Raw genomic sequence first — 16,138 nt, forward strand, 5'->3', positions numbered from 1 at the left:
ATAATTTGGTAGAGTAGAAGCTTAATCTAAAAACCGATTTTTTAATTCAGGAGTTGGTATCATACAAGATTCTTTTTTGCCATACCATTTGTATCTGTTTTTTGCTATAAAATCGTAAACCCAATTTCTAATAAAAGTAGGGACTATAAAAAATATAGCCATTAAATTTACAGGAAAACCAAGAGAAGTCGCTACTTTTAGGGCTGCGGTAGATTTGTAATTAATCCCTTTTTCTGGTGTATAAAGTAAAATAGAATCTATTTTGGCTGTGTCAATTTTATACTGGTTAAGTATTTGTTTTCCAGTGTCACTCTGTAGTGCGGTAAACAAGAATTGTTCTTTTTTATCGCGTTTTATTACATACTGTACACTACTGTTGCAAAGGTTGCAAACCCCATCAAATAGTATCAGTTTTTTCTGCTTAGGGACTCCGAAATTCATAATGCAAAAATACCATTTTTAATGGCTTTCAAAGCAATTAAAACCGCTTAAATGCAACGTTTATTTTATTCCCAATTATTAGCCCAATCTTTCCAAACTACTTCCAATCCTTTAGATTTTAGCATGCTAGCCACGGCTTCTGTAGAACGCTCATCCGAAATTTCAAACTGCTCTAAAGATTCTGGAGCTACGGCATAACCACCAGGGTTGGTTTTAGATTCGGCACTTATGGAGGTTACGCCAAGATTTACAATATTATTTCTAAATACTTCACTCTCGCGTGTCGACATGGATAACTCCACATCTTCGTCTAATAATCGAAAAGCGCAAATAAGCTGTACTAAATCGGGATCGGTCATTTCTACCTTAGGATCTAAACCGCCAGAATGGGGGCGAAGTCTCGGGAAAGAAATGGAGTATTTTGTTTTCCAGTACGTTTTTTGTAAATATTTTAAATGTAAGGCTGTAAAAAAACTATCGGCACGCCAATCTTCTAAACCAAATAAAGCTCCTAATCCAATTTTATGAATTCCTGCTTTACCTAAGCGATCGGGCGTTTCTAATCTATAATTGAAGTTAGATTTTTTCCCTTTTGGGTGATGTTTTTTATACTCGTCTCGATGATACGTTTCTTGATAAACTAAAACAGCAAATAGTCCGTTGTCTATCAATTCTTCATAGTCTTTTTGGTCTAAAGGCTGTACTTCAATGGTAATATTCGAAAAATGTGAACGGATGAGTTGAAGCGCATTTTTTATATACTCGACACCAACCGTTTTATTCGCTTCGCCAGTAACCAGTAAAATATGGTCGTAGCCTTTAGATTTTATATAAGCAACTTCTTTTAAAATTTCAGTATCAGTTAACGTTCTACGTGGAATTTTATTCGTCATGCTAAAGCCGCAATAAGTACAAATGTTTTGGCATTCGTTACTTAAATACATAGGCGAATACATTTGTATGGTATTCCCGAAACGTTTTTTAGTTAATGCTCTACTAAGCTGTGCCATATCTTCTAAATAGGGCTTTGCAGCAGGAGAAATTAGGGCTCTAAAATCTTCTAAATCGCGTTTAGAATTACCTAAAGCACGTAGTACATCGCTTTCTGTTTTAGAAAAAATGCTTTGTAGGGTGTCATCCCAATTATATGTATTAAAAGTGTCTGTAAAGCTGCTCATGGTTTTATTAATTCAAAAAACTGGTTAACGGACTACTAGCTTCGGCTTTTTTATGTACAATAGGTGCTAATGTTGCTTGGTGTGCCATGCGCCCAGCTTCAACGGCTAATTTAAAAGCGATGGCCATGGCTGTTGGATTTTGCGAAACGGCTATGGCGGTATTTACTAATACGGCATCGGCTCCTAATTCCATAGCATACGCGGCATGCGATGGTGAGCCAATTCCTGCATCTACAATGACTGGGACGTTACTTTGATCGATTATAATTTCTAGAAAATCCTGAGTTTTTAAACCTTTATTGCTGCCAATTGGAGCGCCTAAAGGCATTACACATTGCGTGCCTACTTCTTCTAAACGTTTGCATAATACTGGGTCGGCATGAATATAGGGCATTACTACAAAACCTAATTTTACTAACGCTTCGGCAGCTTTTAGAGTTTCAATGGGATCTGGTAATAAATATTTTGGATCCGGGTGAATTTCTAATTTAATCCAATTGGTTTCTAAAGCTTCGCGCGATAATTGTGCTGCAAAAACGGCTTCTTTCGCATTGCGAACACCCGATGTATTTGGTAATAAATTAATTCTTGGATGATTTAAATGCGACAAAATATCGTCGTCTTTATCTTGAACATCGACGCGTTTTAGTGCCACAGTGATTAACTCACTTTCCGAAGCCAATAAAGCGGATTTCATTAATGTCGAGGAGCTAAATTTTCCGGTGCCTGTAAACAGTCTAGAGGAAAAAGTTTTATCTGCTATTTGTAATTTATCATTCATAATAAAAGTAACTTTTATTAAAGGGTTGAGCTTTTTTAATTTTTGGGTTCTTCAGGTTTCCAAAGTTGTTCTGGTGCTGTTCCTCCGTTAATTAGTTCTTTAAACTTTGTTATTTTGTTAAAATCACGTGTAATTTCACCCGAAACTGCAATGCCAAAAACGCCGGTAATCATAAGGTCTAACACATCATTTAAGGTGATGCCACCAATAGCAATAATTGGAGTTTTTGTGTTTAAAGCTGTGATGATTTCGGCATAACCTTTTTCACCCAATACCGGACTTAAATTATCTTTTGTTTCTGTAAAACGAAAAGGGCCTAAACCAATATAATCTACTTTTTTATCGATAAGTGTTTGGCAATCTTCTAGCGTATTTGCTGTGCCACCAATAATTTGCCAAGAAGCTAATGCTTTTCGAGCCACGGTTGGGCAAACATCTTTTTTCCCTAAATGCACACCGTCAGCTTTAACTTCTACGGCCACTTTGTAATGGTCGTTAATAATTAAACGCGTTTGAAAATGATTGGTGATTTCTCTTGCCTTTTTCGCGGTTTCTAAAATAGTTTTAGGATTGGATTTTTTTAAGCGTAACTGTACCAACTCGGCTCCTGCAGCGCAGGCACTGTGAATATTATTTAAATGGTCTTGCGGTGTAGCACCTTGCGATATGTAATGTAATGTCGTTTTCATGTTATTTTTTTGAATGAAAGCCTAATAATGTGCTATTAGAACTTAAAAATTTTTCGGTGTATTGTTTCCCTTTTAAACAGGCTTTCAATATAGGAAACTCCAAGGCTAAATAGCTTGTTATTGCTGATGATAATACACAGCCGCTACCATGTTTTTCAGTACAATTTTTAGACCTAGTATTCAATATAAAATGTTTTTTGTTTTTAAGATGAAGCGCGTCTTGTCCTAATTTTTCCGGATGATGACCGCCTTTTAAAAACAGATTGGTTTTAGATTGAATATGTGTAATAGTTTCGCTAATCGTTTTCTTTGGATATAATTGTTGAATTTCTTCGTAATTAGGCGTGAGCAGATAGATTTTAGATAATATAATATCTAATTTTTCTGAATAGTTACTATGAAAATCAAAATTAGAACTCGATTTTAAAATAGGATCTAAAATGATTTTTATTTCAGGGTTTAAACTGTGTAATTTATTGATGATAATTTCTAAAGTATCCCAGTTTTCTACAATGCCAATTTTAACAAAGTTGATTTCAAAACGATTAAAAAGAACGTCTATTTGATTTAAAATAATTGAAGCCGGTATCCAGTGGCAGGAGATAAATTCCTGATCGTCTTGTACTGTATTTGCCGTGCAAACAGATAAACCATAACATTTTAAGGCCTCGAATGTTTTAACATCGGCTGTTAATCCGGCTCCGTTTGTGGGATCGAAACCTGCAATGGTTAATATGTTTGGTCTGTTTTTCAAAGTTTTATGTTGCTATGTGCTGTTTGTAATTCTATAAAACTTTTTACAGGGTTTTCGGTATTCCAAACACCACCTAAAACGCCAACGCCTTTAAAACCGAGTTTGAAAGTTTCTAATAAGGTATCGGTGTTGATACCACCCATGCCAACAATAAATTTGTCAATATGATTAACGTCGAATCCACGACCTTCGTAACCTGCTTTTGAAATGGATGAAAACACCGGACTTAATAAATGATAATCGAATTCGAATTCGCAGTCAATAAGGTCTTGAATTTCATGAAAAGATGAGCTAATGGTTTTTCCATACATGCTTAAGTTTTTAAAATATTGCCCAGGATTATCAATATGGTCTATTCGTTTTTGTTCTTGAAAATGAATACCTTTTAATGGATATGTATTAACAAGTTCATGACAATAATGTACCACAATGCGGTTATGATATTGCGCCTCTATTTGATTTAAATAAGCACAATGCTGGTCGTAATTTTTTTCAGGTTTTCTAAAATGATAGTATTGTAAACCTTCTTGAAATAACTGATTAAGTATTTCAATTTCGTTTGGAATATCGTTTTCTGGTGAAATTAAGACTATCATTTTTTATGGTTGTGTTTTGTAACTTCTAATGCCGTAGCGCTATGCCGTGACACTGAGTTAGGGATTGCAGTGGAAATCCTTTTGCTTTTTTGCAAAAGATTGTAACGGAAAGCCCGACCGTGCTTTTGCGAAAAAGCACGGGAACTTCCAAATTATTTGTTAAAGATACACTTCGGATCCTTTTTCTTTAAATTCTTTCGATTTTTCTTCGAAACCTTTTGCAATAACCTCGTTGTTTACAATGTCGTTTTCGGCGGCAAAATCTCTAACTTCTTGAGAAATTTTCATGGAGCAGAATTTTGGACCACACATAGAACAGAAATGCGCAATTTTAGCACCTTCGGCAGGTAGGGTTTCATCGTGATATTCGCGCGCGCGTTCGGGGTCTAAACCAAGGTTAAATTGATCTTCCCAACGGAACTCGAAACGTGCCATACTTAGGGCGTTATCACGATGTTGAGAACCTGGATGACCTTTGGCTAAATCCGCAGCATGGGCGGCTAATTTATAGGTAACCACACCCACACGAACGTCTTCTTTATTAGGTAAACCAAGGTGTTCTTTTGGCGTTACGTAGCAAAGCATGGCACAACCGTACCAACCAATCATGGCGGCACCGATGCCCGATGTAATGTGGTCGTAACCTGGTGCGATGTCTGTGGTTAAAGGGCCTAAGGTGTAAAAAGGAGCCTCGTCGCAAAGTTCAATTTGCTTTTCCATATTTTCCTTAATCATGTGCATTGGTACGTGACCAGGACCTTCTATAAAACACTGTACTTCGTGCTTACGGGCTATTTGTGTAAGTTCGCCAAGGGTTTCTAATTCGGCAAATTGTGCCTCGTCGTTAGCATCGGCAACTGAGCCAGGACGCAGACCATCACCAAGTGAAAAGGCAACATCGTACTGTTTTAAAATTTCGCAAATATCTTCGAAATGGGTGTATAAAAAACTTTCTTTATGATGTGCTAAACACCATTTTGCCATAATAGAGCCACCACGAGATACAATGCCAGTAACACGTTTTGCCGTCATGGGTACGTAACGCAATAAAACGCCAGCGTGAATGGTGAAATAATCTACACCTTGTTCGGCTTGTTCGATTAGGGTGTCACGGAAAATTTCCCAAGTTAAATTTTCGGCAACGCCATTTACTTTTTCTAAAGCTTGGTAAATTGGCACGGTACCTACTGGAACTGGTGAGTTACGGATAATCCATTCTCGAGTTTCGTGAATGTTCTCACCCGTAGAAAGGTCCATAATATTATCTGCTCCCCAACGGCATGCCCAAACAGCTTTTTCTACTTCTTCTTCAATGGAAGATGTTACGGCAGAATTACCAATATTGGCATTGATTTTCACCAAGAAATTACGTCCTAAAATCATAGGTTCGGCTTCGGGATGGTTAATGTTTGAAGGGATTACGGCGCGACCTTTGGCTACTTCTGAGCGTACAAATTCTGGTGTGATTTTATCGGGAATAGAAGCGCCGAAGTGTTCGCCTTTGTGTTGTTTTCTAATCTCCGTCATCTGGTCGATACGTTGGTTTTCACGAATCGCGATGTATTCCATTTCTGGAGTAATAATACCTTTTTTAGCGTAATGTAATTGGGTTACGTTTTGTCCGCTTTTGGCGCGCATTGGCTTTTTTTGAAGCGAAAAGCGCATGTGGTCTAAACTTTTATCGTTTAAACGTTGGTTGCAATATTCTGAAGAAAAGGTATCGAGCTGCTCCACATCGCCACGCTCTTTAATCCAGCTTTCACGAATACGTTCGATACCGGCGTGGATGTCTATTTTTTTGTTTGGATCGGTATATGGCCCCGAGGTATCGTAAACAGTTACAGGCTCGTTTGGCGTTTTCTTTTTGGTCATCGAATCGGTGGTGTCGCTCAAAGAAATTTCGCGCATGGCCACTTTAATTTGTGGATGAATTTTGCCTTCTACATATATTTTTTTAGAATTAGGAAAAGGATTTCTAGTAATTCCGTCTTGTTTTGGAGCGGTATCTTTTTGCTTCATGGCTTGTGGTTTTTTTCGCTGTAACTGTTAGTATATTATGGTTGAATTTTTGTTTGATTATTTGTTTTTGGAGTAGGGGTTAACCGCCTTGTGTGGCTGTAATAATTAAAACACTGTCGCCCTCTGTTAGGGTATGTGTTGACCAAAGTAGTTTTGTGATAATATCTTGGTTTACGGCTAGCGCAATGCCTTGAGGAGAAATATCTAGCATTTCTAGAACCTGGTCTAGCGTGCTATTTACTTTAAATTTGTGATTTTGGTTGTTTACTTTTATGTTTATCATACAAAAACGGTTTTGGAGACTAAAATAATTTTAGCCAAACAATCTTGTAAACAATAAAAGATTTTGGAATTTGAAAAAAGGGCAGTGGTGACACTGTTAACTTTTCCCTCCGTTGGTGTTAACCAAATCAGGTTCTAAGGATATTTCTCAAACTAATTAACTTAATAATTAATTACTCCTAAAGTTTACTATCGCAAATATATATAAAAGTATGAAAGATTAGACTACAAAAAATGAGATTGTTTTTAATAAAACTTCATAATAGCCAGTTTATTTATGTTTATTCAATATTTTGAGGTATTCTCCGTCTGTATAGTTTTGATATCTGTTTTTGTGGTATTCATTATTTTTTTTCTTTTGGCTTTCGGATAAATCACTGTAGCTTTTTGTTTGATTAATTCTGTTTTTAAAAAAATCAAAAACTGTGGTATCGTTAATTATCTGGTTGGAAGATGAAAACTTTTTTTCTAATGAAATATTTGTTTTCTCAAATGATTTATTTTCAAAGCCTTTAATTTCTCCGATAAGAATAAACTTTGAAAATTTGGCATAAACAAAACACATGTTTTCGTTTTCCGCAATATCAATATCAACAGCCCTAGAAAAATATAAATCTGTTTCTTTATTTGGAAAATTAGAATTATCAACCAGAATTAAATGAATATTTTCGTATTCTGAAACAATGTTGTCATGTAAAAGATAATTTTTCCAAATATTTTCAGCTCTATCTAAATCAGATTTAAAGTTATATTTATTTCCATCATCTTTGAAATATTTAACGACTCTCCAAAGAATGGATATAATGAAGTATTTTAAGTTTTCTGTATTTTGAATATTAAGGCTATTGTCTTTTAAGAAAGGGAGAAAAATCTTCTCACAAAACCATTTTTCATGTATTGAAAATAAATTCTCACAGTTTTGACAAAGCATATGTTTTTTTATACCGTCTTGAATAGGAACATTAATGTTTTTTAATTGTCTTAATCTAGTCGTTCCTGTCTTTTTCATCCATTTGAAAACGAACTTTGGAATTATATGACTTTCCTTTAATTCAGATGGCTCTCCATGTAACTCACAAATCATAACTTGCATATGTTTTTGATGAATATTTTAGAAATTTTCTAGTAATCATGTGACTGTAACAAAATGTTATGAAAACTTTATCAAAATTTACTTTTAACTACTTCTTCATATGCTCCACCAATTCCAACTGATCGATACTGACGTTAGTAGTAAAGATGCCATAATTTACAACCGCTTTGTTTTTCTCTATTTTATCTACAGTTCCAACAGCACGACCATCTTCCATGCGTACGCGATCGCCAAGCCTAATTATAGCTTTTGGTTTAGGTGCTTCAATAGCTTTTTTCTTTTCCTCTTTTTTCTTCTCGCGAATAACTTCAACTTTCTTTTCTACTTCTTTTTTAACTTGAATTTCTTTCGCCTTAACTTTCTTTTTCTCTTTTACAGTAACACGTTTGCGTTTAGAGTTTTCTATTTGAACTACTTTAAACAATTCGCCCATCATTTCTTTTTTCTGCTTGTTATTAAAGAATTTTTCGGCAATATCGTTTACTTTTTGTCCTAAGTAAATAAGGCGTTGGTTGCTATCGTAAAGTTCTTGATAGCTTTCTAGTTTCTTTTGTATTTTGGTGTTTATTTCTTCTAGTTTATCGGCTTCTTCTCCTTTTTTCTTTTCGTTTTCTTTTAGAGATTGCCCGGTTTTTTCGAGTTTAGAACGTTCTTTTTGAAGTTTTGCAATGGTAGCATCAAAACGGACTTTACTACGTTCAATTTTCTTTTTGGCACGGTTTATTAAACTATAAGGTATACCGTTTTTTTGAGCGACCTCAAAAGTAAAACTACTTCCGGCCTGACCGATAACGAGTTTAAAAAGAGGTTCGAGTGTACGCTCGTCAAACAACATATTGGCATTTAACATGTGTGGCATTTCGTTTGCTAGAATTTTCAGGTTAGAATAATGTGTAGTAATAATCCCGAAGGCTTCACGATGGTAAAATTCTTCTAAAAATGTTTCCGCTAAAGCGCCACCAAGTTCTGGGTCACTTCCTGTTCCGAATTCATCTATTAAAAAAAGCGTGTTTTTGTTACACTTCTTCAAGAAATAATTCATTTGTTTTAAACGGTAACTATAGGTGCTTAAATGGTTTTCTATAGATTGATTATCGCCAATATCACTTAAAATTCTATCGAATAAAGTTACGGTACTTCTTTCGTGCACCGGAATAAGCATGCCACTTTGCAGCATAACTTGCAGTAAACCTACTGTTTTTAACGTAATACTTTTTCCGCCGGCATTGGGGCCAGAAATAACAATAATGCGACTGTCTTTTTTTAGTTTTATACTTTGCGGAAATGTTTTTTCTTCCTTTGCTAAATTATTTAAATAGAGTAGTGGGTGGTAGGCGTCTCGTAAATTCATGCTGCCATCTTCGGTGAATTCCGGAAGTATCGCATTCATGGAATTTGCGTATTTCGCTTTCGCGGAAATAACATCGATATCGATTAGAAAAGATTGGTAATCTTCTAAAAGTGTTAAAAAAGGACGAATAAAATTAGTGACATCTTTTAAAATACGAATAACCTCTTCGTGCTCTTCATATTCTAAATTATTAAGCTCTCTAGAATATTGTAATGTAGTTTCTGGTTCTATATATACAATGCTTCCGGTTTTACTGCCACCCATTATGGCACCTTTAACCTTACGGCGATACATCGCTTTTACGGCAAGTACACGTTTATTATCTACTACCGATTCGCGAATATCATCTAGATACTCTAATCCATGATAGGTATTCAATGCAGAACTAAAACTGGCATTAATTTTTCCTTTTATTCTGTTTATGGATTGTCTTAAATCGAATAAGGTATTTGATGCATTATCCTTTATATCTCCAAAGCGATCTACAATAGCATCTACTTTTTCAATAAGGACTTTGGTAACTTCTATATGAGATGCAAATGCATTTAGGTTTGGATAGTATTCATGAAACTTCTTTAAAAATACTACTATAGCATTTACAGAAATAGACATGGATACAATTTTCTTTAAACCATGTACCTCTAAATAGGTGTTTTCTATACGTAAAAGCTTTAGTTCGTTTACAATAGTATCGAAACCATGATTTGGTATACGGTTATCATTATGAAAAGAAGATAAGTATTCGTTTGTAAGCAGTAAAGCGCTTTGAAGATCTTCTTTTGTTTTAAAAGGAGTAATATCTAATGCTTTTTGATTGCCTAATGGCGTAACACAAAGCTCGCTTACTTGTTGTAAAACCGTTTGAAATTCTAAATCTTGTAATGTTTTTTCGTGAATGTGTATCATTCGAAGTTTAATGGGATGTTTTAAGTCGTAAAATGAGTGCTAATTTACATATTCTAATTGATAATTGTGAGTTACTATATAGGTATATAAAATTAATAGGTTAAAGTGCTTTTTGAGTAAGTATATTCTTGTTAAATTTTGTAAATTAGCCTAAGTAGATTCGTTTTTTATAAAAAATAGATGAAAATACTTATAATATGACCCTTTTTTGCTTTTTGCGTTTTTGTTGATTATCAGGGCTTTTAGCGAGTAAAGGTGCATTTCATCGATAAAAAAGAGCTGTCAAACGACATAAAAATGCATTTCATCGATAAAATGTATCTTTTCATGGTTTAATTGTTGTATTTTTGTTTAAAGTTTAGAAGCATTGTTTGCTGTTTCACGCTTAAAATTTAATTATTATGAAAAAATTTACTTTAGAATTACTTTTCTTTTTGTTTTTGATGGGAAGCGCTTTTGCGCAACAAGAAAAAGGTATCATAGGTGTTAATAATTGGTTAGATAATTGGACTGAGTTTAAACCAAACCAAACCGACTATAGAGAGCCAAACAAAATATTAACAGGTAACATTAATGAAAACACGACTTTAAGTAAGAGAGATACTTATCTTCTTGTAGGTAGTGTTTTTGTAACCAACAATGCAACATTAACTATTGAACCCGGTACTGTTATTATTGGTGATTATGCTTCTAAGGCGTCACTTACCATTACTAAAGGAGCTGTTCTTATGGCAGATGGTTTAGAAACAGATCCAATAGTTTTTACTTCTAATAGAAGTGTGAAACGCGCTGGGGATTGGGGAGGTATTACTATACTTGGTGATGCGCCAAGCAATAAGTTCGGTAATGGTTCTGTAGCAACTTTTTATTCGGATTTAAACCAAAGCGATTATGCTTATACAAACTTTGGAGGCAATGATGCAGAAAGTTGTTCTGGTGTTTTAAGATATGTTCGTATTGAATATGCTGGTAAACGTGTTAAAGGTGCTGGATATTTAAACGGACTTTTATTAGCAGGAGTAGGTAGCCAAACGGTATTTGATAATATTATGTTAAGTTATTCTGGTGGAGATGCTATTGAAGTATGGGGTGGTAATGTTACTTTAGATAAAATAGTATCATTCAGAACAAGTAGTAATGATTTTAAATTTAATTACGGCGCACAATGCAAACTTACTAATTCTTTAGCTGTAAGATCTCCATATATTTCTAGTAGTGAGGGTTCTAGGTGTTTTCAAGTTTTAGGTTTCGATGAGATTTCTGAGGTAGATTTTTCTAAACCAGGAACATCGGTAACTGCTCAAAACATTACTATGCTTAATGATAGTGAAAATTTAGAAGGCGATATTCAACAAGGATTAGTTAATGAGGCTGTATATATAGGAGAGAGCGCTTCTTTAAATATGGAGAAAGGTGTTATTTCTGGTTTTAATCCAGCTGTTATTTTACAAGATAAGATCAATATTAATCAAGAAAATTTAGATAAAATTAAATTCACAAACATGTATTTCAACAATTGTAACGGAAACATTTTTGTTGAACACAATTCTAATAACGAAGATTTAGAAAACTGGTATGGAAACTCAGCTTTTTATAATGTTTATTCTAAAAGTCATAATGCAGAAACATTTATTGACATAAGAAACGAGCGTAGACCAGATTACCGTTTACAGATTAATAAAATTATAGCATCTCACGATGTTGGTACTGACTAATTGGTTTATAGCTCAATAAAAATAAGCTTTGTATTTATAAGGTGTCTTTATGTCGGGCTAAAACTGTTTTCTTAACTAACTGAAGTTAAGTGTGATATGAAATTATATAAAAATATTAACAAGTAATATATAATGAAAAGATTAAGTGTTTTTGCTTTTTTTGTTTTGAGCTTTACTAGTATGGTAAGTGCTCAAATTGTTATAAGTAAGCCAAATCTTGGTTTTTCTCAAGCTTGTGCAGGGCCTTCGTTCAATACGTATTATGCTACGTTTTCTTTTTCTCCAGAAGCAAATTTAGAAGCGACGAATCAATTTATTATAGAACTTTCTGATGAGAATGGTGATTTTACTAATTCCACAGATATTTATATTTCAGATGCAGGTAGTGTAATCAAAACTCCAGCAACACTAGAGTTTTCTATTCCAACAACAACGACAGGCGAAAATTTTAAAATTAAAATCAGGAGTACAGCTCCTGTAGCTTCAAGTTCGGCATCCAATGGATTTCCTGCTTATTATAAAATTCAAGACACACCTTTTTCTATAAATAATTTAATTGATACAGGTTCTTATTGTACCGGCGGAAGTTATTTATTAACTATAGATAATCCCGGTGGTCTACTGAACGATTCTCCTTTACAATACCCATCACTTAGTTTTAATTGGTATCTAGAAACTAGCCCAACAACATCTGTTTTTGTTGCTTCGGGAAGCACTTTAGCTGTTGATACTCCAGGCATTTATTTTGTAGAAACTAATTATGGTACCTGTACTTCAAATTCATTTTCAAATAGAGTAACTGTTAGCGAAATAGTCTCTAACAATTCAACATTTGCTATAAATTCAAGCTTAGATATTCCATATTGTGCTACCGAAGGTCCTACCACTTTAAGTGCTATAAATGGTAATGCATACCAATGGTATTTAAACGGTACAGAAATCGAAGGGGCAACTAGCCAAATGTATACTACTAATACGGAAGGAATGTATTCTGTGAGTGTAGATCTTGGAAGTTGTTCTAGTAGTGCATCAATAGAAATAGTAAATACAGATTTTACAGCAAGTATAGATGTACCAGAATTTAATAGTCTTGAAGTGGAAGAAACTTTAGTTGTTACGGCAAGTACAACAGCTGTGGATCCTGAATTTAAGTGGTACTTAAATGAAACGCTTATAGCTAGCGCAAATACTGATATTTATGAAGCTACACAATCTGGTAATTATAAAGTTGAGGTAACTCAAACTTCGGGTTGTGTTTCAACTAAAACTTTTTTGTTTGAAGTAGATAAGGCCATCGATTTATTTCCAGATGTAGCATTAATTCCAAATATTGTTAGTCCTAATAATGATGGAGAGAATGACACTTGGGTTATACCACAAGATTATGTGAGTGGCACAAATGCCGAAGTAGTAATATTTAGTACGCAAGGTAAAGTTGTTTTTAAGAGTGATGATTATCAAAATAATTGGCCAGTAGATCAATTAGACTTTACAAATATCAGTCCTGTTTATTATTACATCATTACAACGTCTACTGGTGAAAAGCAAAAGGGATCAATAACGATCATAAAATAGTGAAAAAGAGCATACTACATATCGTCCTGTTTTTTAGTTTAATTACTCAGCTCCATTCTCAAGAGAATGGTGTTGTTGCGTTTACGCTGCCTGTTAGAAACTCTTTGAAGTTTAACAAATATGCATTAAACCCAACCTTCAGTTTTGTAAGAGAACAAAACAAATACATAAGTATTACTAATAAAAAACAATGGGCTCAGTTCGAAAATGCACCAGAAAATTATTTAGTAAGTTATTCTGGACGATTTAGCGAAAATACCGGAGTTGGTATTGGTTTATTTCAACAAAGTAATGGTGTGTATACTAATTTTGGTGGTATTTTAAACTTTGCATACAACGCCGTTTTCGATAGGGATAGTAATTTAACTTTTGGTACCAACGTTGCATTTTATCAAAGTGGCATAGACCAAGGTAAAATAGTTTCAAATTTCCCAGATTCAGCATTAAATAATACCGAAAAAAGCTCTGTAGTTACCATAAATCCAGGAATAAACTACGGCACCATGTTTTTCGATTTTGGTGTTTCTGTAAACAATTTGGTATCATATAACTTAAACACTTCCGAGCTCATCGAAGAAAATCCAGAACAAAGTATACAAGGTCATATTATGTATACAGGCTTTTTGCAAGGCAGTGGTTTTTTCGATAGTAGTAAATTTTCAGGTTTAATAAGATCGGAATTTAAAAAAGATCAAACTGTAATTTCAGGAGTTATGATGCTTACTGTTCCAAAAGGTATATGGGGACAAGCTGGTTATAACACGCTTTATGGGGCTTCGGCTGGTATAGGTTTAAATATTAGTAAGCAAATAGCAGTAGAATATAATTACGAGCAATCTATGGGCGAATTATCTGAATTTGGAAATTCTCATGAAATTACTTTGGCCTATAAATTCAATAAAAAATATAGATATAATTATAGTGATGACGAGGAAGATGGTTCAATTTTTTCTTCATCTAATAAAAAAAGAAAGTCTGTTAATAAAAGAAAAGCAAGTGCAGCAACTTCGGAAAGTGATAAAGAAAGATTTAGAGCTAATAGAGTTGCTAGTGAAAAAGTAAAGACTGAAAGAAAAGCTCAATTTGAGGCAGAGGCCAAAGCTAAAGAGGAAGCAAAGCAGTTAGCTGAAGCGCCAAGCGAAACGGAGGAAGTAGCCGATATAGAAGAGAAGCAGGCAGAAGTTGAAGAAGTTACTGAAGAAGTTGAAGTTGATGCAAATGCAGAAGAATTGGCTAAAGCACAGCAAGAAGCCGATGCAAAAGCAAAAGCAGAAGCAGAAGAATTGGCTAGAGCGCAACAAGCAGCCGATGCAAAAGCAAAAGCAGAAGAATTGGCTAGAGCGCAACAAGCAGCCGATGCAAAAGCAAAAGCAGAAGAATTAGCAAAAGCACAACAAGCAGCCGATGCAAAAGCAAAAGCAGAAGAGTTAGCAAAAGCACAACAAGCAGCCGATGCAAAAGCAAAAGCAGAAGAGTTAGCAAAAGCACAACAAGCAGCCGATGCGAAAGCTAGAGCAGAAGAATTGGCTAGAGCGCAACAAGCTGCCGATGCGAAAGCTAGAGCAGAAGAATTAGCAAAAGCACAACAAGCAGCCGATGCGAAAGCTAGAGCAGACGAGTTAGCAAAAGCACAACAAGCTGCCGATGCGAAAGCTAAAGCAGACGAGTTAGCAAAAGCACAACAAGCGGCCGATGCAAAAGCTAGAGCAGACGAGTTAGCAAAAGCACAACAAGCGGCCGATGCGAAAGCTAAAGCAGAAGAGTTAGCAAAAGCAGACGCAGTAGCTAAAAATCAAATAGAAAATTCATCGAGAGCAGAAGAAATCGTTGAAGCTATAGGGAATGCCCCAATGGATGTAGCTACGCAATCAATGATTGATTTAACAAAATTAACCGATGAGTCTAAAATTATTCAAGAAGATTTACTAAGCCGATTAAATGAAAAAATGGCTAGTAAACAAAAGGATTTAGATGAATTAAAACAAGAAAATGATTTAAGAGATCAAGGTATTGTTAGTGCGCCTAAACCATTTAAAAGTGTAACTGCAGAAAACGCTGCTTTAGAAGCCTTGAAGGCCGATGTTGAAAATGTTATAACCAACAGAGACGAAAAAATTAAGGAAATTGAAAAATTATATAACGAAAGACGTAAAAAAGTAAAAAGTAAGCAAGATCCAGTTAATGTTATTTATTTAGATGCTATTGAGCTTTTATATAAAGAACAACAAGAAGCAAAACGTGCTCAAGAGCGTTTGGTGTCGACATTAGAGGATATTAAAATTGCTACAGATATTGAGAGAAAACGCCGTATTAAAAAAGCGAATTATGATAACGAAGATGATCGATATAATAAGGATAGAGCTGCTTTAAATTATATTAAGGAATCTACAGCTGTAAGTGCAGAACCATTAACCGAAAGCGATTTCGATTTTGGAGATGTTCAAAGTAATATTCAAATTGTGAAAAATGTTGCTAAAGCGGAAAGTGGATATTATATGGTAATTGCAGTACATGCAGATGAAGCTCAAAGAGATGCCTTTTTAACTAAAGCAGTTGCAGCAGGACAATCTAATATTGATTTCTTTTATGATGTTACAAGCAGTAAATATTTTATTTATTCTCAAAAATTCGATTATATCGAAACGGCATCAAGAGCATTAAAGAATAAAAATAACGCTCCATATAACAGTAAAATGTCAATGGTGAGAATTGAAAACTAATGAAGAAGTATACTATACAGCTTCATTAGTTATCTAAT

13 protein-coding genes and 1 riboswitch are annotated in these 16,138 nt (G+C 34.6%); of the genes, 3 read left to right on the forward strand and 10 right to left on the reverse strand.

What is annotated here, in order from left to right; translation table 11 throughout:
* Positions 1–21: 21 nt before the first annotated feature.
* From BM246_RS19065 to BM246_RS19110, 10 genes are all read right to left on the reverse strand, one after another.
* Positions 22–441 carry a thiol-disulfide oxidoreductase DCC family protein gene (locus BM246_RS19065; RefSeq protein WP_042499701.1) on the reverse strand — a complete coding sequence of 140 codons (420 nt, stop codon included), beginning with the start codon at positions 439–441 and terminating at the stop codon, positions 22–24.
* Between the two features lie 65 nt (positions 442–506).
* Entirely contained in the window at positions 507–1,619 is a 1,113-nt protein-coding gene (thiH, locus tag BM246_RS19070) for a 2-iminoacetate synthase ThiH (RefSeq protein ID WP_074940481.1), read from the reverse strand.
* A gap of 7 nt (positions 1,620–1,626) precedes the next feature.
* Positions 1,627–2,400 carry a thiazole synthase gene (locus BM246_RS19075; protein WP_074940484.1) on the reverse strand — a complete coding sequence of 258 codons (774 nt, stop codon included), beginning with the start codon at positions 2,398–2,400 and terminating at the stop codon, positions 1,627–1,629.
* A 35-nt stretch (positions 2,401–2,435) separates the two neighbouring features.
* Complete coding sequence (gene thiE / locus BM246_RS19080; RefSeq protein WP_074940488.1) at positions 2,436–3,089, reverse strand: thiamine phosphate synthase; 654 nt, start codon at positions 3,087–3,089, stop codon at positions 2,436–2,438.
* 1 nt (position 3,090) lies between these two features.
* On the reverse strand, positions 3,091–3,843 hold the full coding sequence (locus BM246_RS19085) for a hydroxymethylpyrimidine/phosphomethylpyrimidine kinase (RefSeq protein WP_074940491.1): 753 nt from the start codon (positions 3,841–3,843) through the stop codon (positions 3,091–3,093).
* Positions 3,840–4,439 (reverse strand): thiamine phosphate synthase, encoded by a 600-nt coding sequence (locus BM246_RS19090; protein WP_074940493.1) that lies wholly within the window; start codon positions 4,437–4,439, stop codon positions 3,840–3,842. The genes BM246_RS19085 and BM246_RS19090 overlap by 4 nt, the downstream gene beginning before the upstream one ends.
* A gap of 159 nt (positions 4,440–4,598) precedes the next feature.
* Complete coding sequence (thiC, locus tag BM246_RS19095) at positions 4,599–6,458, reverse strand: phosphomethylpyrimidine synthase ThiC (protein WP_074940496.1); 1,860 nt, start codon at positions 6,456–6,458, stop codon at positions 4,599–4,601.
* A gap of 79 nt (positions 6,459–6,537) precedes the next feature.
* Positions 6,538–6,741, reverse strand: coding sequence for a sulfur carrier protein ThiS (thiS, locus tag BM246_RS19100; RefSeq protein ID WP_042504945.1), 204 nt, complete (start codon positions 6,739–6,741; stop codon positions 6,538–6,540).
* An 87-nt stretch (positions 6,742–6,828) separates the two neighbouring features.
* A riboswitch (TPP riboswitch) is annotated at positions 6,829–6,931 on the reverse strand.
* A gap of 80 nt (positions 6,932–7,011) precedes the next feature.
* On the reverse strand, positions 7,012–7,749 hold the full coding sequence (locus BM246_RS19105; protein WP_139221937.1) for a hypothetical protein: 738 nt from the start codon (positions 7,747–7,749) through the stop codon (positions 7,012–7,014).
* Positions 7,750–7,921: 172 nt separating this feature from the next.
* Positions 7,922–10,090, reverse strand: coding sequence for an endonuclease MutS2 (locus BM246_RS19110; protein WP_074940502.1), 2,169 nt, complete (start codon positions 10,088–10,090; stop codon positions 7,922–7,924).
* Positions 10,091–10,491: 401 nt separating this feature from the next.
* Between BM246_RS19110 and BM246_RS19115 the strand changes: the two genes are divergently transcribed.
* From BM246_RS19115 to BM246_RS19125, 3 genes are all read left to right on the forward strand, one after another.
* Positions 10,492–11,805 (forward strand): hypothetical protein, encoded by a 1,314-nt coding sequence (locus BM246_RS19115; RefSeq protein WP_042504951.1) that lies wholly within the window; start codon positions 10,492–10,494, stop codon positions 11,803–11,805.
* Positions 11,806–11,937: 132 nt separating this feature from the next.
* Positions 11,938–13,380 (forward strand): T9SS C-terminal target domain-containing protein, encoded by a 1,443-nt coding sequence (locus tag BM246_RS19120; RefSeq protein ID WP_042504953.1) that lies wholly within the window; start codon positions 11,938–11,940, stop codon positions 13,378–13,380.
* Entirely contained in the window at positions 13,380–16,100 is a 2,721-nt protein-coding gene (locus tag BM246_RS19125; protein ID WP_083415860.1) for a PorP/SprF family type IX secretion system membrane protein, read from the forward strand. The genes BM246_RS19120 and BM246_RS19125 overlap by 1 nt, the downstream gene beginning before the upstream one ends.
* Positions 16,101–16,138: the final 38 nt, after the last annotated feature.

The sequence above is a fragment of the Algibacter lectus genome (assembly GCF_900112395.1).
Taxonomy (GTDB): domain Bacteria; phylum Bacteroidota; class Bacteroidia; order Flavobacteriales; family Flavobacteriaceae; genus Algibacter; species Algibacter lectus.

Excerpts from the sequence above, each read along its gene's own strand:
- BM246_RS19120 (WP_042504953.1), top strand. The coding sequence starts at position 11,938 with ATGAAAAGATTAAGTGTTTTTGCTTTTTTTGTTTTGAGCTTTACTAGT.
- thiC (WP_074940496.1), bottom strand. The coding sequence starts at position 6,458 with ATGAAGCAAAAAGATACCGCTCCAAAACAAGACGGAATTACTAGAAAT.
- thiE (WP_074940488.1), bottom strand. The coding sequence starts at position 3,089 with ATGAAAACGACATTACATTACATATCGCAAGGTGCTACACCGCAAGAC.
- BM246_RS19075 (WP_074940484.1), bottom strand. The coding sequence starts at position 2,400 with ATGAATGATAAATTACAAATAGCAGATAAAACTTTTTCCTCTAGACTG.
- thiH (WP_074940481.1), bottom strand. The coding sequence starts at position 1,619 with ATGAGCAGCTTTACAGACACTTTTAATACATATAATTGGGATGACACC.
- BM246_RS19105 (WP_139221937.1), bottom strand. The coding sequence starts at position 7,749 with ATGAAAAAGACAGGAACGACTAGATTAAGACAATTAAAAAACATTAAT.
- BM246_RS19090 (WP_074940493.1), bottom strand. The coding sequence starts at position 4,439 with ATGATAGTCTTAATTTCACCAGAAAACGATATTCCAAACGAAATTGAA.
- BM246_RS19065 (WP_042499701.1), bottom strand. The coding sequence starts at position 441 with ATGAATTTCGGAGTCCCTAAGCAGAAAAAACTGATACTATTTGATGGG.
- BM246_RS19115 (WP_042504951.1), top strand. The coding sequence starts at position 10,492 with ATGAAAAAATTTACTTTAGAATTACTTTTCTTTTTGTTTTTGATGGGA.
- thiS (WP_042504945.1), bottom strand. The coding sequence starts at position 6,741 with ATGATAAACATAAAAGTAAACAACCAAAATCACAAATTTAAAGTAAAT.
- BM246_RS19110 (WP_074940502.1), bottom strand. The coding sequence starts at position 10,090 with ATGATACACATTCACGAAAAAACATTACAAGATTTAGAATTTCAAACG.